At 31.2% G+C, this 26,227-nt stretch carries 17 protein-coding genes; 10 read left to right on the forward strand and 7 right to left on the reverse strand.

Annotated features, from left to right (window positions below):
- Positions 1-20 precede the first annotated feature (20 nt).
- Positions 21-725 carry a class I SAM-dependent methyltransferase gene (locus Q0828_RS14865; protein ID WP_298422610.1) on the reverse strand — a complete coding sequence of 235 codons (705 nt, stop codon included), beginning with the start codon at positions 723-725 and terminating at the stop codon, positions 21-23.
- A 292-nt stretch (positions 726-1,017) separates the two neighbouring features.
- Between Q0828_RS14865 and Q0828_RS14870 the strand changes: the two genes are divergently transcribed.
- From Q0828_RS14870 to Q0828_RS14880, 3 genes are all read left to right on the forward strand, one after another.
- Positions 1,018-1,524 (forward strand): YkgJ family cysteine cluster protein, encoded by a 507-nt coding sequence (locus tag Q0828_RS14870; RefSeq protein ID WP_298422613.1) that lies wholly within the window; start codon positions 1,018-1,020, stop codon positions 1,522-1,524.
- A gap of 66 nt (positions 1,525-1,590) precedes the next feature.
- Positions 1,591-2,442, forward strand: coding sequence for a sterol desaturase family protein (locus tag Q0828_RS14875; protein ID WP_298422616.1), 852 nt, complete (start codon positions 1,591-1,593; stop codon positions 2,440-2,442).
- A 9-nt stretch (positions 2,443-2,451) separates the two neighbouring features.
- Entirely contained in the window at positions 2,452-3,690 is a 1,239-nt protein-coding gene (locus tag Q0828_RS14880; RefSeq protein ID WP_298422619.1) for a glycosyltransferase family 4 protein, read from the forward strand.
- 47 nt (positions 3,691-3,737) lie between these two features.
- Here the strand turns inward: Q0828_RS14880 and Q0828_RS14885 are convergent, their stop codons facing one another.
- Complete coding sequence (locus Q0828_RS14885) at positions 3,738-4,994, reverse strand: DUF1343 domain-containing protein (protein ID WP_298422622.1); 1,257 nt, start codon at positions 4,992-4,994, stop codon at positions 3,738-3,740.
- An 8-nt stretch (positions 4,995-5,002) separates the two neighbouring features.
- Here Q0828_RS14885 and Q0828_RS14890 point away from each other — a divergent pair, with 8 nt between their 5' ends.
- Together Q0828_RS14890 and Q0828_RS14895 are read left to right on the forward strand one after the other, a co-directional pair.
- Entirely contained in the window at positions 5,003-6,244 is a 1,242-nt protein-coding gene (locus Q0828_RS14890) for an FtsX-like permease family protein (protein WP_298422625.1), read from the forward strand.
- A gap of 373 nt (positions 6,245-6,617) precedes the next feature.
- Entirely contained in the window at positions 6,618-7,979 is a 1,362-nt protein-coding gene (locus Q0828_RS14895; RefSeq protein ID WP_298422628.1) for a pyridoxal-phosphate dependent enzyme, read from the forward strand.
- A gap of 66 nt (positions 7,980-8,045) precedes the next feature.
- Here Q0828_RS14895 and Q0828_RS14900 read toward each other — a convergent pair whose 3' ends face one another.
- The 3 genes from Q0828_RS14900 to Q0828_RS14910 all read right to left on the reverse strand — a co-directional run bounded on the left by Q0828_RS14900 (position 8,046) and on the right by Q0828_RS14910 (position 9,447).
- Positions 8,046-8,396 (reverse strand): hypothetical protein, encoded by a 351-nt coding sequence (locus Q0828_RS14900; protein WP_298422631.1) that lies wholly within the window; start codon positions 8,394-8,396, stop codon positions 8,046-8,048.
- A 557-nt stretch (positions 8,397-8,953) separates the two neighbouring features.
- Positions 8,954-9,139, reverse strand: coding sequence for a hypothetical protein (locus Q0828_RS14905; protein ID WP_298422634.1), 186 nt, complete (start codon positions 9,137-9,139; stop codon positions 8,954-8,956).
- A gap of 116 nt (positions 9,140-9,255) precedes the next feature.
- Positions 9,256-9,447, reverse strand: coding sequence for a hypothetical protein (locus tag Q0828_RS14910; protein ID WP_298422637.1), 192 nt, complete (start codon positions 9,445-9,447; stop codon positions 9,256-9,258).
- A gap of 459 nt (positions 9,448-9,906) precedes the next feature.
- On the opposite strand from Q0828_RS14910, the gene Q0828_RS14915 reads away from it, so the two are divergent.
- Complete coding sequence (locus Q0828_RS14915; RefSeq protein ID WP_298422639.1) at positions 9,907-12,480, forward strand: SIR2 family protein; 2,574 nt, start codon at positions 9,907-9,909, stop codon at positions 12,478-12,480.
- Between the two features lie 6 nt (positions 12,481-12,486).
- Here the strand turns inward: Q0828_RS14915 and Q0828_RS14920 are convergent, their stop codons facing one another.
- Positions 12,487-14,604, reverse strand: a complete 2,118-nt coding sequence (locus Q0828_RS14920; protein ID WP_298422641.1) for a thioredoxin domain-containing protein — start codon at positions 14,602-14,604, stop codon at positions 12,487-12,489.
- A 232-nt stretch (positions 14,605-14,836) separates the two neighbouring features.
- Here Q0828_RS14920 and Q0828_RS14925 point away from each other — a divergent pair, with 232 nt between their 5' ends.
- Together Q0828_RS14925 and Q0828_RS14930 are read left to right on the forward strand one after the other, a co-directional pair.
- Entirely contained in the window at positions 14,837-16,219 is a 1,383-nt protein-coding gene (locus Q0828_RS14925; RefSeq protein ID WP_298422643.1) for a sugar porter family MFS transporter, read from the forward strand.
- 160 nt (positions 16,220-16,379) lie between these two features.
- Positions 16,380-20,465 carry a two-component regulator propeller domain-containing protein gene (locus tag Q0828_RS14930; protein WP_298422646.1) on the forward strand — a complete coding sequence of 1,362 codons (4,086 nt, stop codon included), beginning with the start codon at positions 16,380-16,382 and terminating at the stop codon, positions 20,463-20,465.
- A gap of 220 nt (positions 20,466-20,685) precedes the next feature.
- Here Q0828_RS14930 and Q0828_RS14935 read toward each other — a convergent pair whose 3' ends face one another.
- Positions 20,686-20,883 carry a hypothetical protein gene (locus Q0828_RS14935; RefSeq protein ID WP_298422649.1) on the reverse strand — a complete coding sequence of 66 codons (198 nt, stop codon included), beginning with the start codon at positions 20,881-20,883 and terminating at the stop codon, positions 20,686-20,688.
- A gap of 616 nt (positions 20,884-21,499) precedes the next feature.
- Here Q0828_RS14935 and Q0828_RS14940 point away from each other — a divergent pair.
- On the forward strand, positions 21,500-24,535 hold the full coding sequence (locus Q0828_RS14940; RefSeq protein ID WP_298422652.1) for a TonB-dependent receptor: 3,036 nt from the start codon (positions 21,500-21,502) through the stop codon (positions 24,533-24,535).
- Between the two features lie 22 nt (positions 24,536-24,557).
- A complete protein-coding gene (locus tag Q0828_RS14945) occupies positions 24,558-26,099 on the forward strand; it encodes a RagB/SusD family nutrient uptake outer membrane protein (RefSeq protein ID WP_298422655.1) in 1,542 nt (513 codons plus the stop codon).
- The last annotated feature ends 128 nt before the right edge of the window (positions 26,100-26,227 follow it).

Consider the following 26,227-nt stretch of genomic DNA (forward strand, 5'->3'; position numbering starts at 1 on the left):
TCGAAGTGAACTTTTGTGTTTTATATAAATAACTTTGCTAAATAGTCGTAATGTTCTCCTTCGAGTAAAAGTTCACATTGAAAACCACAAGCATGTGCCGCATTTTGAAGCGTGTTATAATCTACATATAACCAATGAAAAGGTGCTTCGTGCTCACCTTTGTAGCTTACGTAATAGAGCAATTCACCATAATAATCATTTTTGGAAGGAATCCATTTGCCGCCATCTTCATCTTCGTCAAACATATAAATGATATCTGAAGAATCAACTAAAACTTGTCCACCTTCATTCAATAAGGTTTTTAAATGATTTAAAAAGGAAGCAATGTTTTTGAGTTTTCCACACATTCCGGCACCATTCATTAATAATAAAATGGTATCAAAGTTTCCAGAAAAACCTAATACATCTGTTTGAATTGCTTTTTCAACTCCTCTTAATTTACAAGCTTCAACCGCAGCTTCTGAAACATCAATAGCCGTAACATCTAAGTTGCGATCGTTTTGTAAATACAAACTATGACTTCCTGCGCCACAACCGACATCTAATACATTTCCTTTTGATAATTGAAGTGCAGTTTGTTCCAGTTTTGGCATTTCTTTATAAGAACGAAATAAATAGGGAAGTGGTAATGAATCTTCTTCAGAAATAGACGTAGCGGTTACTAAATCCTCTGTGTAGTTTCCTTGTTGATAATCCAAAATCGCTTTTCCGAATAAATCTTTCATATAAATAATGCTAGCTGACAAAAGTACATCAAGTAATTGATATTTGATGAAAAGACATAAAAAAAGCAACGATTTATACAAAGTATTCCTCGTCGCTTTGTGTTAACTATAACCTAAATAATTAACCTATAACCCTCAATTTTATAGGTTCTTGAACTTAAAAATCATCGTAAATCAAACCTTTGAATGATTTATAACTTTTTATATTCATCTATAAGTTCTCTTGTAAAAGATTTGTTACCCAACAAAAACAAAAAATATAATTTACCTTTGTCGCAAACAGGAAAAGCCCATGCAAGATTTTATTAATGAACTTCCCAAACTCGCAAAAGAGGTAGAATCAGAGAACCGAAAATTCTTTACTAAACTCAAAAAGAGAACACCAAAGAATTTAGATTATATCATGCAAGATTTGCATGAAGAAGAGTTTGAGAAAACAGATTGTCTTACCTGTGCAAATTGTTGTAAAACAACAAGCCCTATTTTTACGAATGCCGATATTGCGCGAATTTCTAAGCATTTTAAAATGAAAGAACATCAATTTATAAGCCAGTTTTTATACTTTGATGAAGATAATCATCATGTATTGAAAAGCGCACCATGTCATTTTTTAGGAGCTGATAATGATTGTATGATTTATGATGTACGACCAAAAGCATGCAGAGAATATCCACATACAGATCGTAAAAAGTTTCATAAAATCTCTGAAATTACCATGAATAATATTGCCATTTGCCCAGCAACTTATAATATTGTAGAGAAGCTAAAGACTGTTTTGGCAAGCAAAGGAAAAAAATAATCCTTAAAGAAATCTAGAAAAACTGTATCTTTATACAGATCGTTACACCCACAAAATCTTATCATTTTGGATACTATTTTAACTTATTTTGATGCTATTCCATCTTCGCACAGAAGTGCAATTTTAATTGGAGGAATCGCTTTTTTCTGGTTAATTGAATATATAATTCCGTTAATTCGATTTGATTACAAAAAGTTCAATCATGCTGGAATTAATATATTTTTTACACTCACTACAATTGTGATCAACTTCTTTCTAGCATTCTTATTATTTGAAGCTTCAGAATGGGCGATTGCTAATAAATTTGGAATATTGCAATGGATTGATATTCAATTTCCAAGTTTATCCGCTTGGTGGTATGTTCTAATTGGAGTTGCAGCGTTAGATTTTTTTGGTGCTTGGTTGGCACATTATGTAGAACATAGAATTCCTGTATTGTGGCGTTTTCACTTAGTCCATCATACAGATACGCATGTAGATACTACAACCGCAAATCGTCATCATCCAGGCGAAAGTGTCATTCGTTTTATGTTTACTTTACTAGGCGTTATTCTTGTAGGTGCGCCAATAGCAATTATAATGTTATATCAATCAATGTCTGTGGTATTATCACAATTTAATCATGCAAATATTAGCATTCCTAAAAAGTTAGATACAATTATTAGTTATGTAATTGTTTCTCCTAATATGCATAAAGTGCATCATCACAATGTATTACCGTATACAGATACAAATTATGGAAACATATTTTCAATTTGGGATCGAATTTTTCAAACATTCGCAACCAAAGATCCTGAAACATTGGTTTATGGTGTTGATACGTATCCGAATGCTTCCGAAAATGCAAACTTAAAAAGCTTACTAAAAATTCCTTTTAACAAATATCGTCCGCCAACAACGTTGAATGCTGATGAATAATCGTATTACATGAATCATCAGGTTTTAGTTATTGGATACGTTTGGCCAGAGCCAAATTCTTCCGCCGCAGGAATTCGAATGTTGCAATTATTGCAATTGTTTCGAGAACAAAATTGGGAAGTTACTTTTGCATGTCCAGCAGCTCAAAGTGAATTTGGGTATGACTTACGTCAGATTGGGATTGCTTCAAAAACAATTCAAATTAATGATACTGGCTTTGATGATTTTATACAAAAATTAAATCCGTCAATAGTATTGTTTGATCGTTTTATGATGGAAGAACAATTTGGTTGGCGCGTTGCGGAACATTGTCCTAATGCATTACGAATATTAGACACAGAAGATCTACACAGTTTACGAAAAGCACGTCATCAAGCATTGAAAGACCAAAAAGAATTTCATGTTGATATGCTAAAAAGGTATCAATTGGCACAGCGTGAAATTGCCAGTATTTTACGTTGCGATATTTCATTGCTAATTTCTGAAGTGGAACGCGATATTTTGATCAATCATTTTAAAATAGACGCTTCCTTGTTGTTATATATTCCGTTTATGTTGGAATCATTATCAAGAGAACACATAGAAAGTTTACCAATTTTTGAAGAGCGACAACATTTTGTAACAATTGGAAACTTTTTACATGCGCCTAATCGTGATATGGTGTTGTATTTGAAGAAAGAAGTATGGCCAGTTTTACGTAGTAAACTTCCAAAAACAGAAATGCATGTGTATGGTTCATATGCGAAACAAGATAGCTTACAACTGAATCAACCAAAAGAAAAGTTCTTCGTTCACGGTAGAGCCGAAAGTGCTTCAGAAGTCATTTCAAAAGCTAGAATTTTATTAGCACCATTGCGTTTTGGAGCGGGTTTAAAAGGTAAATTCATTGATGGAATGCAACATGGAACGCCATGCGTAACCACTACAATTGGAGCAGAAGGAATGCATGGGAATGTACCTTGGAACGGAATTGTTTCAGATATTGTTGGAACTCTAGTCAATGAAACGGTAGAATTGTATACAGATAAAAATCGTTGGTTAACAGCGCAGCAAAATGGTTTTGAAATTCTTTCAACACGTTATCAAAAAGAGAGATTTCAGCAACAACTTTTAGAAAAAATAGAAACTACATTTCACAATCTAGAAGCACATAGGGCAAACAATTTCTTTGGAAGTATGTTGCAATTGCATACTACAAAAAGCACCAAATACATGTCACTTTGGATTGAGGAGAAGAATAAGATCTAAAATGATAAATGTTAAATGCAAAAAGATTGTTTCAAACAATAAACTCTTTATTTATAAATCAAATATTTTTCACGAACTTTTTTAAAAGCATTCAATCCTTCTTGCCAAGTTGCTTTAATTTCAGTTTCGGTTAATCCTGCTTCAATTTGTTGTTGTAATTTGTCAGTTCCTGCAAGTTTGTAAAAGAAATTATTCTTATTGAAAAAAGGTTTATCTGCCGCGTGTTGTTGATGTGTATTATAAAATTCTAGCAACCATTTCAAATTAATTTCAGACAAACGTTTTTCTTGTGATAAATCATAACCGTGGCATTCTTTTCCATTGTTTTTTGGATTTTTTGCTCCAAAATTTGGTTTTGGTGTAAAGCTATACGAATGGCGTTTCAAGAAGTAATCTGGAGTTCCTGCAATTTGAAACTGTTTCTCTGTTCCACGTCCAATACTTACTGGCGTAGCTTCTAGTAAACATAAACTTGGATATAAATTTATTGACTGATCGTTTGGTAAATTTGGTGATGGTTTTATGGGTAAACTGTAAAAAGTGTCATGTGTGTAGTTTTCAACTTCAATAATAGTTAAATCACATTTCACGCTATTCTTTAACCAATTCTCACCATTAATCATTTGAGCATATTCACCAATGGTCATTCCGTGAACAATTGGAATTGGATGCATTCCTACGAAACTTTTAAATTCCTTTTCTAAAATGGGACCATCTACATAATGTCCATTCGGGTTTGGTCTGTCTAAAATTAACACAGGAATATTCGCTTCAGCGCAAGCTTCCATCACATAATGTAGTGTAGAAATATAAGTGTAAAAACGTGCGCCAACATCTTGTACATCAAATATAACAACATCTAAATTTTCTAACTGTTCAGGATATGGTTTTTTATTCTTTCCATACAAAGAAATAATTGGTAAACCTGTTTTAATATCTTTTCCATGTTTTACAAGTTCGCCTGCATCAGCTTTTCCACGAAAACCGTGTTCAGGAGAAAATACTGTTTGTACATTCACGTTAAGCGCAACTAACGAATCTACTAGATGCGTATATTCATTCTCTGATTTAAAAATAACACTGGTTTGATTGGCAACAATTCCAACACGTTTATTTTGAAGTTTTGGTAAAAACATACCTGTTCTGTTAGCACCAACAATAACTTCTTTTTTCGTTTCTGAAATTACTGGATTTCCATTCTCAGCAGCTTTGTGAGCGTTTTGTTGTGTTTTGGCATCACATCTTGTGAAAAATCCGATTAATAACAACAATAAAAATGTATTTTTGAAAAATCTATAAACCATTCTTGAATTTGAATTACGAGTTTTTTATTGCCAAACGTATTATTAAGGCAAAACAGTATAAAAGTAGTGTATCAGCAACAATAATAAAAATCGCTATTGCTGCAATTGCGATTGGTATTGTCATGATGATGGTTGCGATAGCTACAGGAATGGGACTGCAAAAAACGATCCAAGAAAAAGTTGCAGCATTTAATGGACACATTCAAATCTCTACTTTTGATAATAATGACTCGGAAGTTTCACTATTTCCAGTAGATTCAAAACAAGAGTTTTACCCAAGTTTTACACAGGTTGAAGGCGTAACGCATATCCAGGCTGTAGCTACGAAAGCAGGAATTATTCGCACCGAAAAAACATTTGAAGGAGTTTTAGCAAAAGGTGTTGGGAAAGATTATAATTGGACTCCTTTTGAAGATTTTTTAAAAGAAGGACGTTTGCCAAATGTGTCTGAAAAACGTGAAAATAGAGAAATTTTAATTTCAAGTTATTTAGCACGACGTTTAGAATTTAAGTTAGGCGATACATTCAAAACCTTATTTTTAAAAGAAAATACAAACGAAATTCCTAATGAACGAACGTTTGAAATTGTTGGAATCTACGAATCTGGATTTCAAAAATTTGATGAAAATGTCATGTTGGTTGATATTCGTCATATTCAACGAATGAATAAATGGAAAAAAGATCAAATAGGAAATTTTGAAGTTTTTCTAGATGATTTTGAATTGATTCAGCAGAAAGACGATGAAATTTATGATGTCATACCTCCAAATTTAGATACACAAAGTATAGTGAGTAAGTTTCCGTTTATTTTTGAATGGATTTCACTATTTGATGTCAATATCTTTTTAATCATCGGAATCATTATTATTGTTGGAGGAATCAATATGATTACTGCTTTGTTAGTATTGATTTTAGATAGAACTCCTATGATTGGAATTTTAAAATCACTAGGAAGTAATGATTGGAGTATTCAAAAAATATTTTTATACAACGCAACTTATTTAATTGCAATAGGATTATTAATCGGAAACGTTCTTGGAATAGGACTTATTTGGTCGCAACGTACATTTGGGTTTCTAAAATTTCCAAATCCAGAACAATATCACACTACTATTATTCCAACACATATTGAACTTTGGCATATCATAGCATTGAATATTGGTACGTTGGTTTTGTGTGTATTAATGTTAATATTACCTTCTTATATTATCACAAAAATTACGCCTGTAAAAGCAATTAAGTTTACCTGATTTTTTTGGTGTTTTAGATTATAAGAATATCCATTTGGACTTTACTAAGCTTATATGTAAGTTAGAGTTATATTTAACTTAAATCATGATATTATGAAAAGGAAAAATTTTAAATCATTAAAACTGAATAAAAAAATAATTTCGAATTTTTATCAATCTAAAATTAAAGGGGGAAATACAACAACAAGAGAGAGTGTATTTATTTGTGGACCTCGACCTTCTATTGATATTTGTGATAGTGATTATTGTCCTCCTTCAAAAGGTGAAGCAATTACTCTTTGTATGTGCAATTTATAGCTTTAAATTTTAAATCATAATTGGTGTAATATAAATCTAAAGAGAGTTTGTATCTTTGTACGCTCAAATTAGAAGCATGGAATACGCAGAAAATATATTAGGAACTATTGGAAATACACCTTTAGTGAAAATGAATGCCTTAGTAAAAGATGTTGACGCTTTGGTATTGGCAAAATATGAAACATTTAACCCCGGAAATTCTGTGAAAGATAGAATGGCGTTAAAGATGATTGAAGATGCAGAAGCGGATGGACGTTTGAAGCCAGGAGGAACGATTATTGAAGGTACTTCTGGAAATACAGGAATGGGATTAGCTTTGGCGGCTGTTATAAAAGGATACAAACTTATTTGTGTAATGGCTGATAAACAATCGAAAGAAAAGATTGATATTTTACGTGCTGTTGGAGCTGAAGTTGTAGTGTGTCCAACTGCTGTAGAACCAGATGATCCACGTTCATATTACTCGGTTTCAAAGCGTTTAGGAGAAGAAACTCCTAATTCTTGGTATGTAAACCAATATGATAATCCAAGTAATGCAAAAGCGCATTATGAAAGTACTGGTCCAGAAATTTGGAAGCAAACAGATGGGAAAATAACACATTTTATTGTTGGAGTTGGAACAGGAGGAACAATTTCTGGTGTTGGAAAATACCTAAAAGAACAAAATCCTGATGTGAAAATTTGGGGAGTTGATACGTATGGTTCTGTATTTAAAAAGTACCATGAAACAGGAATTTTTGATGAAAACGAAATTTATTCATACATCACAGAAGGTATTGGAGAAGATATTTTACCAAAAAATGTAAACTTTGATATCATTGATGGATTTACAAAAGTAACTGACAAAGATGCTGCTGTATATACACAACGTTTAGCAAAAGAAGAAGGAATGTTTTTAGGAAACTCTGCAGGGTCTGCTATTAAAGGATTATTGCAGTTAAAAGAGCATTTTACAAAAGACGATGTTGTTGTTGTGTTATTTCATGATCACGGAAGTAGATATGTAGGGAAAATGTTTAATGATGATTGGATGCGTGAACGCGGATTCTTAGATGAAGAAGTGTCAACAGCTTCAGATTTAATTAATGATCATCATGATAAACCATTGGTAACCGTAAAAACAGGAGAATTGGTGTCACATGCAATAGAACGTATGCGTAAATTCAAAATTTCTCAAATTCCTGTGGTTGATACTGAAGGTTTTGTAGGTTCAGTTGATGAAACTACATTGTTTTCAAAATATATGGAAAACAAAGAAATTAGCGACATGTACATTTCAGATATCATGCAAGAACCGTTTCCTGTAGTACACAAAAATGCTTCTATTGATGATATTTCAAAATTAATTACAAAAGACAATCAAGCAGTATTGGTTGATTTAGGAAACAATAAACATCATATTATTACAAAGTATGATATCATAAAAGGAATTAATTAATTCCATTGAAAATACAGCATAAAAAAGTCGAATATTACTATTCGACTTTTTTTATGGATTATATTTTTATAAGAGCGGATCTTTATTTTTAAAGTCTGAAACTAACTTCTTGTAACGTTTTTCTAGGTTTCTGTTATCAATCAATATAATTATTAATACAGAGAAGAATATAAATATAGAATAACCTAAAATTGAATTTAAGCTACCTTTCAATGTCCCTGAACCACCTTCATCTGGACTTATGATATAAGAACCAGCTTGTTCTCCTTGGCTTGGAACCACATTTGAGGTAATATTATCCTGTAGCTGATCATCCGCTTTATTCGGGATGTTAGCATGTAGGTTAAGGGCAAATATGAAAAATAATAATATGGTAATTTGTATTTTCACAGCATAAAAATATAAAAAAAAACTCACAAAAATAATTTTAGCTATTGATTTTTAGGATTTTATAAATTTTAAATACAAACAATATTAACAAGTATTTGTTAATTATCTGACACTGTTATGTAACTAAAGTGTCCTTGTTTTAAACATTTTATATTTTTTCAAAAAAAGTATAAAATAAAACATTTAAAATCTAAATTTTATGTAATTCCTTTGTTTACAATAGTTTATTAAGTGATTTTAGTTTTCTTTAATAGGTTAAATTCATTTTTAAACACTTAAAAAGACATCTGTTATTCAAAAATAATTCATGAAATAGTTTACGTGATTTTGGGGGCAATCAATGTAGAAAAAACATGAGTGTTGTGGTCAGAATTAGATTCAAAAAATCTAATAATTCTTTCAAAGTGAACACAAAAATAACAACTTTTTTCATAAAATATTGTATTTATCTAATAGATTCACTGCAAAGACAGGGAAGATGTCTAGTTATTTGATGATTTTTTATACATATCTATAGTTTAAAAACTAAAAAATCTCTTAATATTTAAAATACTAAGAGATTTTATAACAGTTTTTATGAATTACTATTTTGCAGTTTTTAATTCTGTTGGACAGTCAGGACAAGAATAACATGATAAGTGACAAGTGCAAACTCCTACTGGAATAGTTGTTTGATTAGAACCTAATCTTCCTCCTGATACAATAATACGATCTAATTTACTAATTGATTTCTTATTTAATGCTAAACTTTGTGTTGTTCTTTTTTTCATAATTTATGGTTTTATTTCATTATCAATATATGAAAAATATCCTATTAAAATTTTCTATTTATAAAATAAAAAGCGAGCCGAAGCCCGCTAATTAAATAATTTTCAAATTAATGAAATTACTCAGATGTACATTGCATACGTCCTGATGGTCCCCAGCAGTATACTTCAATTGTTAATGGTTCCGCAATAGGGTCCGCACAATTACAATACGTTTTCGTGTTAGGAGCCGCACCAGTTACAATGTTAGCTCTAAAGTTAGAAATTGACTTTTTGTTAAGCGTTAAGCTTTTTACATTTCTTTTTTTCATAATATGAAAATTTAAGTTAATAATGTAAAAGTTCACGATTACAATATTTGTTACCCTAAAACATCGACAAACTTGTGTTGAGTTTTTAGTATATGAAGTTATATGTTATGACTTTTTAACATACAATGGTATAAGATATTCCTTAATAAACTCTACGTTGAGCAGCCATAGATTGTAAACGGAATGATGATCTTAAAGTATTTAGAAAATTGAATACCGAAAAACAAAGCTTCTCGGTTTTTATGAATTGTAAGAATGCTTCAAAACTATAAAATTACAAGCTAATTTTGAAATATTTTTCTATAAATAAGATAACTCTAAATTTATGATTTGTAAGTAGACTAGCTTTGATGTTTATAATAAGTAGATAAATTTAGGATTAAACAAAAATGTAGGATTTAGATTTGCAGTAATGAGGTTTTTGGCTTCTTTTTCCTATATTTAAGAAAACCTTTATGTATGGACAGTTTAGCAAAAGCATTAGCTATTAATCATTATAATTTGTCTCTTTCAACTAAGAATACTGATGATTCAGATTTTGATCCTTCTGAGATAAAATGGAAAAGGATAGAAACAATACTCAAAAGAGGAATTACAGAAGATGATATAGGTTTTTCTCGAAACATTCTCATAATTGGAGCAGGAGCTTCTAAAAATGCATGTAGTGAAGCTTACACAACAGATCAAATTGTAGAAAAACTTTATGAGAAATTATCAGTTTTTGAAATGATATACGGAACTAAAAAAGAATTAGAAAAAGATAAAGAAAAAGAAAAAGAAATCTCCAAAATAATTGAACAGAATAAAAAGACTAGACCTTTTGCAGAGAAATTTTTTTCAGATGCTTTCAAACATATAAATCGGGTAAGAGATGATTCAATGAAAATGAAGACATTATTGGATAAAATTGGATTTGAAGGTGCTTTAAAAATTTTACATGAGTTTATTAATAAAGAAGATATAACAAAATGTATTGTTGAACTTTTAAATTATAGATATATACCAAATTTATTTTATGAAATCATTGCACATATGTTTAATCATCGATTTATAGATGTCATCATCAACTTAAATTTTGATGAAATGTTAGATAGTGCTATTGAAGATGAAATGGGAGATTCTGACTGGATGAAAATCACAAATGATGCATCATGTATAAAGTTTGAGAAAGCGATTGTTGAAAATAGGTTAAGAATACCTCTTTATATAAAACCTCATGGCACAATCAGTGATATTGATTCGCTATTGTATTCTGTGCCACAATATTTAAACTTGTCAAGCTCTATTAGAGATTTACTTAAAAAAATATTTAAAGGGACAGTTTCCCATACTAATGAACTTGATCAAGGTGAAAAAAAGATAAAAAGATTCAACATTATTGCAGTTGGATATGCATTTAATGATACTGATGTATTCGAGCATGTATGTGAAAATATACTCAAAAATTATAGGCATAGAAAAAAAGATAGATTTGAGACTAGTCTTTATATATTCAATCCTCATCCGATAGAAATTTTACAAAACATCTCCGAAAAGATAGATCATATAAATGATTATAATCAATATGATAAATTTAAGAAAGAACTAACCTATTATATTGATCATGACAGATTGAAAAAATTAGAAATTAAGATTTTAAACGAAGTAAATGATAGAAAAAAAGAAGAACTGAAAAAAAGATATAGTATACAAAAAAAACAAATAAAAAAAGTAAAAAAAACTATTTTAAAACTTTTTGTAGCTAGTAAAGATGTAAACTCAATGGACAATATAAATCTTAAATTTTTAAGCTTATATAAAAATATTAGAGATTATTTTAATTCTCCATTTGAGCCTGCCTTACCTTTGAGACATTTGTTTATCTGTAAAATTTTCACACAAAAGTATCTAGAGGGGATTCTAAAAACAGATCCTACTGCAAAAGGATTAGAACAACTTCTTCAAGATAGATATAAGGTAAATTTACTTTTTGATTTATTAAAATTTAATGGTGAAGTTCCAATAAATGTAATTACACATGGTAGGACAGGGAAATATTACCGTTTATATTCTGAAGAATTTCTTGATAATAAGAACTCAGATAAAAATAAGTTAGAATACATTTTTGATTTATTGCACCATGAAAGAAGTGGAACTTTCAAAGAAGATAGCTTTTTAGTCAATGAAGAGTTTTTAAAATCTCAAAAAATTTATGAGTCATTTTATGGTAATAAAGAAACCAAACATCTTACTGTTAATAATAAAGAATTTTACGAAAAATTTGCTAAGATTATAGGAGAAATTATAGAAGAATATAAAAATAGTGATGTAAATAAAATTTTTAAAGATGTAATTTTAGAGTGCTCAATTCATAATAAGATTCCCTACACAGGTTCACATGAAATAAATTCAAAATATGATGATCCTGAATATGTGAAATTTTACCCTTTTAATAGTGAAAATATCATTAATACAAATTTGAGTTTAACATGGCATTTTTATGATTATTCAGTGAATAACCTAAAAGATTGGAATAAACTAATCATGGTTTCTTATTCCGGAAGTGCATTGATTAACCTACATATTAAAAGTTCTAATAAAGAAAATACGCATCTTGAGAAAATATTTGATAAAGGAAAAACAATTGAATTATATTACGAATGTGAGCACCCTGTTTTTTTTGAAAAAGAAGATAAAGATGAAATGACACCTAAATCTATTATTAATTTTATAAAAAATGATTTAAGTAAAGAAAATTTTACTTATCATAATATCAATAAAATTAAAAATTTCCATAAAATGGCATTATTCTTAGATAGAGATGAAGTAAAATATGGAATTTACTTTTTCAATCCTCCACATAAAAATAGAATTAACCCTGTTTGGTTTTCTGTAGTTGAAGACGATAAGAAAAAAGGGAGGGATTTCAATAAAAAGAATTTGAAAATCATGAAAGAGTATGCTGAAACTTTAAAAGAGAAAGTTCGTGAACAAAATGAAATTAATAGCCTAAAATTAGAGATTGAAAAGTTAAAGGAACAAAAAAGAAATTGAACGAGTTTACTTTATTAATTCAATAGATTTTTCAACCTCCGTTAAAGGAAGCTTGCAGGTTCCATTAACGCAGACATAAATGTAAGTACCATCTTCTATAAAACGATTTTGTAAAAGTGGAATCGTACTTTCTGACATCGTTCCGGCAACTAAAATATTGGGTAAATAATAGGTGTTTAATTGCTGCATTTTTTCCAATCCTTCTGAACCTGCAATGGCAACTTCAAAATACGGACTTGTGTAGTTTGACATTAATTGTAACCAGTTGGAATAGGAAGAAGGCGAATTGCCTATGTTTGGAATCATATTCGTTAACATTTGCTTCGCTTGGTTTTCGTATTCTTTGTTACTATAATAATGACTCAGTTTGAATAAATTATTTGCCATGATAGAATTAGAAGCTGGAATTACATTATCGTTCACTTCTGTTTTTCTAGCAATTAAATTTGTATCTGTATCAGATGTAAAATAAAACATCTGTGTTTTTTCGTCTTTAAAATGTGTCTGTGTGTAATTGGTTAATTCTTTGGCTTTTTGCAACCATGCTTCATCAAAAGTTACTTGATACAACGCAATAAAACTTTCTATAACAGCCGCATAGTCTTCCAAATATCCATTAATACTACTTTTACCATCTTTATAATTATGATTCAGTCCGCCATCTGTTCGGAGTTGATTCTGTATGATGAAGTGTGCATTCTTTTTAGCAGCTTCTAAATATTCAGCGTTTCCAAATGCACGATACGCATCTACATATCCTTTTAGCATCAATGCGTTCCAAGAAGTCAATACTTTATCATCTAATCGTGGTTTTGCTCGTTGTTCACGTGCTTCAAATAGTGATTTTTTCCAGTTTTGTATTTTCGCGCTAAGCGTATCAAGATCAAGATTATTTTTTGCGGCAAAATCAACTTTAGATTCTTTTCGAATTAAAACATAATAATTGTCTTCCCATTTTCCATATGAATTTACATTGTAAAACTTTTTAAACAATTCGAAATCTTCTTTTAAAATAACTTCTAATTCAGCTTTCGTCCAACGATAAAAAGCTCCTTCTTCCAGTTCGTTTGTTGCTGTCATACTATCTGCATCAAGCGAAGAATAAAAAGCTCCGTTTGTAGTTGTTAATTCACGGTTTATGAATGTAAGTGTTTCTGTAACAATGTCTTTGTGTAATTCATTTTTTGTTGCCAAATATGACTCAGAATATAAACTAACCAATTGAGCGTTGTCGTATAACATCTTTTCAAAATGTGGGACATGCCATTTTTTATCTGTAGAATATCTTGAAAAACCACCACCAATTTGATCGTAAATACCGCCATATGCCATCATTTTTAGTGTAGTATTTACATATGATTGCACTTTTTCATCAGTATGTTGAATTCCATAACGCAATTGAAATTTTAAGTTAGTAGGCATTGGAAACTTTAGTTGTGTTTTTTGACCGCCTTTATTGAAGTCTAAATAAGAATTCCAGGTTTTTACATAGGATTGAATGGTTTCAAGGTTGAATGGAGCTGCTTCTTTATTTAAGGTAATTAATTCTGATTTTTGAATACCTTCAGTTAGTTTTTCAGCATATTCCATCACTTTCTCAGGGTTCTTTTCATATAATGAAGAAATATCGTTGAGCGCTCCCATCCATTGTCTTTTGGTAAAATACGTGCCGCCAAAAATAGGTCGTCCATCAGGCAATGTAATACAATTTAATGGCCAGCCGCCACTTCCTGTCATTAATTGAACAGCATTCATATATACCTGATCAATATCTGGTCGTTCTTCTTTATCAATTTTAATACTGACAAATTTGTCATTCATCAACTTGGCTACAGAATCATTTTTAAAACTTTCGTCTTCCATTACATGGCACCAATGACAAGCAGAATATCCGATAGATATAATAATGAGTTTATTTTCCTCTTTAGCCTGCGCAAGTGCTTTCGGATTCCACGACTTCCAATTTACAGGATTGTGTGCATGTTGTAACAAATAAGGACTTGTTTCATGAATCAATTCATTTGTATATTGATGCTCATTTACGTGATTGGTATCTGTTTTGGAAACACAACCAAGTACGCTAGTAATAAGTACAGCAATTGCATAACATTTAAATTTTTTCAACTGTTGAAATAGAGTCATATTATAAGTAGCTATCGATTGATGAAATATAGTATTAAAATTTCAATTTCTTTTGAAGTAACCTTAATTAAATATAGTGTAAGGACTATTTTTTTCAATACGAATACGGATGCATCATTTGTTGTATTATTTGCTCGATTTATCACATTTCTATTTTATTATCGCGCTATTTTTAGTAAAAATTTAATACACTAACAACCTTAAATTAATAGCTATGTCTAAAAAAACTTTTTTACTACTCATAACTGCCGTCTCAGCTTTGGGCGGATTATTATTTGGTTATGATACTGGAGTCATTAATGGAGCACAATTTTACTTAAGTAAATTTTTTGTGTTAGATGATGTCATGAAAGGTTGGGTTGTTGGTAGTGCGTTAATAGGTTGTTTATTTGGAGCTATTGCAGCTGGATTTTTAAGTATAAAATTAGGAAGAAAGCAATCGTTGATTATTTCTGCGGTTTTATTCACATTATCTGCATACGGCTCAGGATTGCCAGAATTGTTTCCGCAAACCGTTTCTACATTAGTATTCTTTAGAATTTTAGGAGGTTTAGGAATAGGAATCGCTTCTATGAATGCACCTATGTATATTGCCGAAATTACACCAAGTGATATTCGTGGAAAAATGGTAACCTATTATCAATTAGCCATCGTAATTGGATTCTTTGTTGTGTTTTTAGCGACATATTTTATTGGAAACAATCTGTCAGAAGCTCAAAATATTGATTTTGGTTGGCGACGCATGTTTTGGTCAGAATTAATTCCAAGTTTGTTATTTCTAGTATTGCTGTTTTTTGTGCCAAAAAGCCCACGTTGGTTAGCATTAAAAGGAAAAGATGACGAAGCATTAGTGGTGTTAAATAAAATTCATGATGAAGAATTTGCTTCAAAAGAATTAGAAGATATAAAAGATTCACTAACAAAAAGTACAGACAAAGTAAAAGTGAATTACTTTTCAAAAGCTATTTTAGGAATCATTATTATAGGAACAGCATTGTCTGTTTTGCAACAATTTACAGGAATCAATGCAGTATTATATTACGGAGCAGACATTTTTGAAAAAGCCTTAGGTTTTGGAAAAGAAGATGTATTAGCACAACAAATATTACTAGCATTTATAAACCTAATATTCACATTTGTGGCAATGTTTACGGTAGATAAATTTGGTAGAAAACCATTAATTTATATAGGTTCAGGAGGAATGATTCTCGGATTTTTATTACTTGGTGTAAGTTTACAACAGCAATCAGTTGGAATCATCTCATTACTAGGAGTTTTAATTTTTATTGGCTCGTTTGCTTTATCAATGGGACCAGTAGTTTGGGTGATATTATCAGAAATGTTTCCCAACAAAATTAGAAGTGTAGCGATGTCAGTTGCTGTTGCAGCACAATGGGCAGCAAACTATGTAGTATCACAATCGTTTCCTGTTGTTATGGGAAGTGAAGTAAATAATGGACCAACTTGGAATGGTTCATTACCGTATTTCATTTTCATAGCATTTATCCTTGTGATTGTGTTTGTTACATACAAATATATTCCAGAAACCAAAGGGAAAACACTTGAAGAAATAGAAGGTTTCTGGGAAGAAGCCTAAATGATTTTTAATTTAAATTTGATAAAGATGTAAAATTGGATAAGTTTGATGGTAGAAATGACACTATAATATGAAAAAGAGGTTCTGTTTTTTTAGTTTGCTAATGTACTTAGTTTGTTTCAATTCTTGGTCACAAGAAACGACGCAGAAATATGACTTTGTGAGTATAAAAGAAGGGATTTCTAAAGTTGGAATTTACACAATTATCCAAGATGATTTAGGGTTTATTTGGTTAGGAACAAATGGTGCAGGATTATATCGTTACGACGGAATTAGCTATGAATCATATAAATACATTATTGATGATCCTACTTCGTTGAGTAGTAGTTTGGTGCAAAGTTCATACTTAGATAGTAAAAATAGATTGTGGTTCGGAACTGAAAATGGACTCAATTTATACGATCGCGAAAATGATCGATTTCAGCGAATACCTAGCGAAGCTTTCAATATTGAAGAAAGTGAAAATATTACGATTAGTAGTATGAAAGAAGATCAGCATGGGAATCTTTTTCTAGGTACGCTCGATTTAGGATTGTTCAAAATGAATTTGAACGATTTTACCGTAGAACGTGTGCTGAGTAACGAATCGTTGGAATCTATTTCGTTAAATGGAAGTGCAATTGATATAGATGTTGATGGAAATGTATACGTGGCAACAGATAGAGGAATTAAATCGTATGATTACAAAACAAATACACTACGTCCGGCAGTATTTCAGAATACATCAGGTGATTTTCACATAAACAATCCAACGGAATCATTATTAATTGATAAAGAGAATACGATTTGGTTAGGTACCGAAACTGATGGACTAATTAGAGTGCGTACCGTTATATCTTCCAATAATGAACCAATTCACAAAATTGACACGTTTTCATTTTCAGAAAATCAATTTCTATCCTTAGCCGAATTAAAAAACGGAACATTATTATGCGGAACGGAAAATGATGGATTGTATCACATTGACAAAACTGGTAAAATTTTAAATCTTTACGAAGCCAATAAAAGCAATACAAGTAGTATTCTTTCCAATTCTATTTGGTCTTTGTACTTAGATACAGATGAACGTATTTGGGTTGGTTATTATAATAAAGGTGTTTCTGTATATGATAATTTGTATGATAAGTTTAATGAAATCAGAAGCTTACCGGAAAACCCAAATTCATTGCAATATGTTTCTGTTGCTGCCATAGAGGAAGATGATGATAATAATTTATGGATTGGTATGGATGGTGGAGGAATTGATGTTTTTGACAAGAAAAATCATAACATAACTCACATCAATACAAAAAATGATCAAACATATAAAGGTCTTACTAGTGATTATATTGAAAGCTTACTAGTTGATTCAAATCAAAATTTGTGGGCTGGAAGTTGGGATAAAGGATTGTTTTATTTGAAAAAAGGAACAAAGAAGTTTGTCAATTTTACACGGAAAAACACAAATGAAAATTTAAGTTCTAATACTATATTAACGCTTGCAGAAGATTCTGAAGGTATTATTTGGATAGGATCATACAATAGTGGATTGCATTCGTTTGATCCAAATACAAATACATTTACACATTACAATTTTGAACCTTTTATTACCAATAGATTAGTAGATATTGAAGTGCGAAAAGTTATTATAGATCGTAATGATCATATTTGGTTAGGAACTGAAATAGGTTTATTTAAAGTAGAAAAGTTAGATGATGGTGAGTTTTCAGTGATTTCGATGCGAGATAAAATGCCTGAAAACTTCAAAAACCACAATAGTTCAGACAATATATTACCCATCTTTGAAAGTGCTGATCGTTCTATTTGGGTAGGAACACGTGGTGCTGGAATGTGTAAATATGATCCTGCAACCGAAACGTTTGTTTGGTATAATAAACTAAACGGATTGGTTGAAGAAAATGTAAACGGAATTACGCAAAGTGTAGATGGAAACATTTGGATAGCAGGAAACTCAGGAATAACAAAGTTAAATGTAAAAGACAACACGTTTACAAATTATACAAGTAATGACGGTTTATTGTCTAATGATTACAACATCAATTCTGCATTTAGAGACAAAGATGGATTGTTATATTTTGGAAACTTTCAAGGTGTAGATTATTTCAATCCGTTAGACATAAAAATCAACAAAAATGTACCTTCATTATATCTGACAGAATTTAAATTATTCAATGAAAACGTAATTCCTAACGAAGAAAAATCGCCCTTAGAAAAAGTAATATCTAAAACAGATAGCTTAACACTTAATAGCAAACAGTCGGTTTTTACAATTGAATATTCAAGTATAAACTACACACGACCAGAAAAAAATGAATATGCATATTACTTAGAAGGATATGAAACTTCTTGGAATTATGTTGGTAAAAAACGAAGTGCAACGTATACCAACTTAGATCCGGGAACGTATACATTTAAACTAAAAGCGGCAAACAATGATGGTGTTTGGAATGAATCTCCACTGTTATTAAATATTACAATTTTGCCACCTTGGTGGAAAACTACTTGGGCATTGTTATCATATGCTTTGTTAGTTTTATTAGGTGTATATCTGTTGAATAAAATAACGCAGACGCGAATAAAAGACAAGCAATTAGTAGCCAACGAACGTAACAATCGTTTGTTAGAAAAAGAATTGAATGAAAAGAAATTACAATTTTTCACAAACATATCACACGAATTCAGGACGCCACTTTCCTTGATTATTGGTCCGTTGGAAGATATTATTAAAAATGATAGTTCTATCATTCCTGAAAGAATTAAAGAAAAACACAATACCATTCATAAAAACACGAATAGATTATATCGTTTAATTAATGAATTATTGGATTTTAGAAAGCTTGAATTAGATAAAGTTCGAATCAAAGTACGAGAACTCAATCTTGTATCGTTTACGAAAAGCGTAACAAGTCACTTTAAAGAAGAAGCATTCATAAAAAACATTCATCTTAGTGTTGATACAGACATTCAGGATATTGAAGTCTTTGCTGATGAGCGTATGTTGGAAAAAATAGTTTTCAATATCTTATCAAACGCATTTAAAGTAACGCCAGAAGGTGGCGCTATCACAGTTGATTTATCTGCAAAAGAAGACTTAGTTGATTTACCATTGGCTAATGACAAAGAAAAAATAAAAGCAATTGAAATTTCAATTTCAGATACAGGTCCAGGTTTAAAACAAGATCAAGTAGATAAAATATTCAAACGTTTCTATCAGGTTGATAACTTAAACAAAACCTATTATGGCGGCACAGGAATTGGCTTAGAAGTAGTGCAAAATTTCGTGAAACTTCACAAAGGGAAAATAAAAGTAACAAGTGAAGTTGGTACAGGAACAACTTTTACAATTGTATTGCCTGCAAGTGGAGAATATTTTAGTGAAGACGAACGACTATCAGAAAAAGTAGAAGATCAAGTTCAAAAAGAAGAAACCTTTGTAATTCCTGCTCCAAGTACTGAAAATATTCCAGAAGAAGATGAGGAAAATGTAAATGTAGCATCACATACATTATTAATTGTAGAAGACAATACAGAATTACGAAATTATCTGAAAAATGAACTAAAAACACAATACAAAATACTGCTTGCTAAAAACGGAAAAGAAGGATTACAATTGGCAAAAGAATTTTTGCCAGATATTATCATGACAGATGTTATTATGCCCGAAATGGATGGTTTCATGTTTTGTAAAAACATAAAAAGTGATATCAAAACGAGTCATATTCCATTACTAATGCTAACGGCTAAAACACGTATAGAAAACCGAATGGAAGGTATTGAAAACGGAGCAGACGCTTATATGGTAAAACCTTTTGATGTCGGTTTATTAAAATTACGCTTGTCACAGTTAATTACAAGTAGACAATTAATATTCAATAAATACTTTAGTGTTATCAGTGATGCAGATAATAAAACCACGACTTCTATTGACAAAGAATTTATTGAAAAAGTATTGGGTTACATTAATGAAAGTATTGGTGATCCTAACTTAAACGTGGAATCGTTGGCTTCACAATTAAACTTAAGTAGAAGTCAATTCTATCGAAAAATAAAAGCCTTAACAAACCAAACGGCAAATGAATTTATTCGTAATATTCGATTATTGCGTGCCAAGCAAATCATAGAAACGGGTAACAATAACATAAGCGAAGTATGTTACAAAGTAGGTTTCTCATCACCATCATACTTTACAAAATGCTTTAAAAGTCACTTTGGTGTCTTGCCAAAAGAAATAGAAAGCAGTAAGTAACATAAATCAGAAATAAAGCATTATCAGCTTTAGGTAGTTCTTTTCCATAGAGTACTATGGTTTGTTCGTTAAAAATCTGAATATTGTAAATTTAAAGCAAGCTATTCTTAAGTTTCTGAAAAAGATTATATCTGGAAGGTATTAAATAATATAACAAAGAACTGCATAAAAAAAGGATTCTCGTATGAGAATCCTTTTCATATTAATACTACTAAAATTTTTATGCTGGATGTGTTCCCATATCACAAACCCAACCTTGTGTGCAGTTTGCAGCTATGGTGCAATACTCTTGTAAAGTTCCCCAACAGTTTCTTGGAGCATAACTTGTAGTAGTTCCTCCACCTTTTGTTGCTTCTGTATTCAAATTAGAAACTGATTTCTTGTTAATTGATAACGATTTAAGATTCTTTTTTTTCATGATATAAAATTTTAAAAGTTAATTAACTAAAAGTAAGAAATACTGACAGGAATTATTTACGGTAAAACCTTAATAAAATTAAAGCTGACTTTTTTTAACATTTAATTAGAATATAGGAGATTTACAATTTTTGTTAATGTTAAAATAGTATATTTCATGGTTCCTTTTTTTAACAAAATATTTAGAAAGTCTGTATGTGCTGTAATTATGGAGTGAAAATACAATGCAACAAATGTGTCATGGCTGCCTTTTTGTGTGAAATGCTACAATAATACAAGAAATGTACACGCTAACTGCTTGAAAATTAAGGATGATTAAAATAAATGGACTTCTTTGTTTAGAATGTTATAAATGTAGCATATATCATAAAACATATGCAACTACAACGTTGTAATTGTCGAAAAACGCATCAAAAGTTGCATCATATGCTTTATAATTCACATTAATTAATTAATATTTTTTTAACATTTGTGAAATGCGAATTAAAAAATTTAAATGGAGAGTGCTAAATGAGTTAATTCTCATTGCTGCAATTATTGCACTGATAATTTTCCTCATAGTTTTCATTTTTTAAAAATTAATCATTAAAACAAACTAACATTAAACCAATTTTTCTATGAAGATTATACCGCTAAAAAAGTTTTTCTTTTTAATAGCCTTTCTCTATGGAAGCTTTTTACAAGCCCAAACAATCAAGGGAAAAGTAACAAGTGCTGATGTACCACTACTTGGTGCAACAGTTGTTGTAAAAGGAACCGATAATGGTACCTCTACTGACTTTGACGGTAACTACACACTTAAAAACGTAGCATCTGATGCCATATTAGTTGTAAGTTATGTAGGTTACGTAACCAAAGAAGTACCCGTAGCTGGGAAAGCTACAGTAAACATTACTTTAGAAGAAGATGCAGCAGCTCTTGATGAAGTAGTCGTTGTAGGATACGGAGCCAAAAAGAAAAGTTTAGTAACTGGTGCCATATCAAGTGTAAACAGTGAAGACATCAAAAGTGTATCCAATCAAAGAGTTGAACAAGCCTTACAAGGACGTACTTCGGGTGTTACTATTTCATCATCATCAGGTTCGCCAGGTTCAGGTGCTCGAATTAGAATTAGAGGTACAGGATCAAGTGGAACTTCTGAACCATTATTTATTGTTGATGGAATGAAAGTTTCAACAATTGATAACATTCCTCCATCGGACATTGAAAACCTAGAAGTATTAAAAGATGCAGCTTCGGCAGCTATCTATGGTACAGAAGGCGCAAATGGTGTTATCATTATCACAACAAAAAGTGGTAAAGGGAAAAAAATCAAAGTAAACTTCAATACGCAAGTAGGATTCCAAACACTTCAAAGTGATATTCAATTAATGAATGCAGCCCAGTTTGTAACTTATATGAATGAAGCTGGTGTAACTTCTGTAGTAAATAATGGAGTTGATACTAATTGGATAGATGAAGTATTTGATTCAGCTTTCATGCAACGTTATGATGTAAGTTTATCAGGAGAAGTAGCAGACATTTCATATTATTTTTCAGCGTCGCATACTGATCAAGATGGTATTGTTGCTAAGGAGAATTCTTCTTTTAAAAGAACATCAATTCGTTTAAACTTAAAAAGCGAAATTACAAATTGGTTTGAAGCAGGTGTAAGCGCCAACGCTTCATTTATAGATAAAGAAGGTGTACAGGAAAACAATGATACAAGAGGTGTAATACAAAATGCATTAGTGTTAGATCCATTAACACCAGTTACTTATGCTCCAGGTCAAGTGCCGCAAGAAGTAATTGATAGAGCTTCTGATAACGGTTTCCCAGATGTACCATTGCTAACAGATAGAAATGGAAATGTATATGGGTATCCAACGTATTCAACTGGAGAAACATTAAATCCAGTTGCATATTCTAATGTAAACAGAACTTTAAACCAAAATAATCAATTCTTATCAACTATCTATGGTAAATTCAAAATCTTAGATGGATTAAGCTTTACAACTAGATTTGGATATGAATACAGAGATTTTGATAACAGAAATACAATCTTACCATACTTTGTAGCTTCAGAAGCACAAAATACAACCTACACAATGTCTGAATCAAGAATTCGTTCAAAAAAGTGGTTATGGGAAAACTTTGCATCATACACAAGATCATTTGATAAGCATAACTTTACTGCATTAGCTGGATATTCTGCTGAAGAAACTGAAATACCAACAATTTTATCAAGAAGTGGTTCTATAGGAATTCCTGATTTTACAGCTTTTGATTTAGACTTACCAGGGTTTACAGTAGAAGATAGAACAGCAAACATCAATACATTTAGAGATAACTTAGTATCTATGTATGGTAGACTCTCATATGACTATGATGGAAAGTACTTATTTGAAGCATCTATAAGACGAGATCGTTCGGATAAATTCCCTACAGCAAATAAAGCAGGTACATTCTCAGCATTTTCTGGAGGTTGGATATTATCAAAAGAAGATTTCTGGAATCCTGATTCATTTGTAAACTACTTTAAAGTAAGAGGAAGTTGGGGACAAAATGGTAACAAATCTAATTTATCTGGAAACTCTGATGTCATTAGCATCACAAGAAATATTAATGGACTTCCAATAGACTATTTAGGAGTTGGAGGAGCACAAATTACAGGATTTGCAAACTCTAACTTAGTTTGGGAAACATCTACTCAAACAAACTTTGGTATTGACTTTAGAGCATTGAAAAATAAATTACGTTTCTCAGTTGATTATTATAAGAAAACTACAGAAGACTTAATTGTATCTGATGGTAGCTTAATTACCCCAGGTTCTGCAGGATTTACATCAAATGAATTTAATGCAGGAACAATTGTAAATAAAGGTTTTGAATTTGAAGTAGGATACGCTAATAGAGATAACGAGTTCAAATATGAAATTAACGCAAACTTATCTACATTAGATAATGAAGTAACAGAAATATTATTCTTACCAGAAGGAACATCGTTAAGAGGAGCGGGAGCACCACAGAATGATGATGGAATTACAAGATTTACTGAAGGTTTACCAGCTTGGTATTTCTTTGGATACCAAACAAATGGAGTAGACCCAGCAACAGGAGAACTTGTAAGAGTAGATACTGATGGTGATGGAAACGTTACAAATGCAGATAAAACATTCATCGGTTCACCACATCCAGATGTATTATTTGGAGGAAACTTTAACTTCCAATACAAAGCATTTGATTTAAATATTCAATACCAAGGAAGTCTTGGGAACGAAATCTTTACTTCGTATCACCAACCTTCTAGACCTATCACTAACAAGCCAGTACATTTCTTTAATGATAGATGGCAAAACCCTGGTGATAATGCAACTTTCCCATCGTCAGCAACGATTACAGATTCGTATGATACTGACTTAATGGTAGAAGATGGTTCATATATGAGAATTAAGCAGATTCAATTAGGGTATACATTACCACAAAGGATATCTGAAAAATTACATTTAAATAATCTAAGATTATACGTATCTTTAGATGACTACTTAACATTTACTAAATACAGAGGATTAGATCCTGAAATTGGAAACTTTGGATTTAACGATATCGGAGTAGATAGAGGTTATTATCCAACAGCCGCTAGAATGATCTTTGGGTTAGCTCTAGACTTTTAACCAAAAAAACTTTTTTTGAAAAATGAAAAAAAACATTCTTTTAACCGCCTTAGTTTTATTTTTAGGAATTATTGCGTGTAGTGATGACTTTACTACAAATGCTCCTGAAAATGTAGAAGACCTAGAAACATTCTTCCAAGAGGAAGAAAATGTAGAAGCAGCCGTAATAGGTATTTATGATTTATTCCACTTGAATTACAGTAGAGATTGGCACAGCGCCTTTCTGGTAAAACTACTTCCAGGAGATGATGCAAATGCAGCAGGAGGTAACTCAAGTGACCAACCACAATTGCAAGATATTGACGATTATGCAAATATTTCAACTGCTAACGGATCAATAGAAAGTGTATGGAATAACTTTTATAGCACAATTGCACTTTCTAATTTAGTAATTGAAAGCTTAAAAGAAAGCACACTAAGTAATAAAGACAGAGCAACAGCTGAAGCTAAATTTATTAGAGCTTGGTGCTACTTTGAATTAACAACCATGTTTGGTGATGTTCCATTACGTTTAACGTTGCCACAAGGAGCAGCTGATTTCGGACTTGGAAAATCAACAAGAGCAGAAATTTATGTACAAGTTGAAGCAGATTTAACAGATGCAATAGCAAGCTTACCTGAAAAATCAGCAGTAGCTGACGAATTCAGATTCTCAAAAGGAGCTGCAGAAGCTTTAATGGGGAAAGTATTAGTATTCCAAGAAAGATACTCAGAATCATTACCATTTTTCCAATCAGTAATTGGAAATCCATCTCACGATTTAGAAGCTACACCTGCTGATGTTTGGACAGCTGCAAGTGAATTTGGACAAGAATCTTTAGTAGAGTTAGGTTTTGTTTCTACGTCTGGAAGAGACTGGGGAAATATTGCTTGGGGAGGAAGAAACGAAAGTAACTTACATATCCAATTAATGGGACCTAGAGGTGATGGAATTTTTGATGTATCTGCAGCTGGTTTATTAAACGGATGGGGATTCAACTTACCAACAGCAAAACTTGCAAATGCATTTGATGCAGCCGGAGATACAAACAGAAAAGCAGCAACATTACTAACAGAAGCTGAATTAGTAGCATTAGGAGGTAGTGTTGATCCAACAAGTGCAACTGGAGGAGTTATCTGGGATTACGAAGGAGCAATTAGAGTAAAATATGCTTCAAGATCAGAAGAAACAAGTTCCGATGGAGTTCGTGAATTAAATTACAGTACAAGCTTTAGATTATTCCGTTATTCAGAAGTATTATTACTAGCTGCAGAAGCATATAACAAAGCTGGACAAGATGGAAATGCACGTACAGAATTAAACAAAGTAAGAAACAGAGCTGGATTAGCTGATGTAAATGGTTCTCTTGGAGGAAACGATTTATTTGATGCTATCGTAAATGAAAAATTCTTAGAGCTTGCTCATGAAGGACAACGTTTCTGGGATTTAGTTCGTTGGGGAAGAGCAGCAACAGAATTAGCAGGAACAGGATATGCAGCTAAAAATGATTTATTCCCTATTCCTATTACAGAAATTGACAAAAATTCAGAATTAACAATAGCTGATCAAAATCCTGGGTACTAAAAAATAGAATACGATAACGTCAATTTTTATTTAAAATAAAATATTTGAATTGCTTTAACAAAGCAGTGTGTTATACCATACTGCTTTGTTATTTTTTAGTATAAATCCATTTTAAAAAGTTACTAAAA

The organism is uncultured Kordia sp., from assembly GCF_947496985.1.
GTDB lineage: Bacteria > Bacteroidota > Bacteroidia > Flavobacteriales > Flavobacteriaceae > Kordia.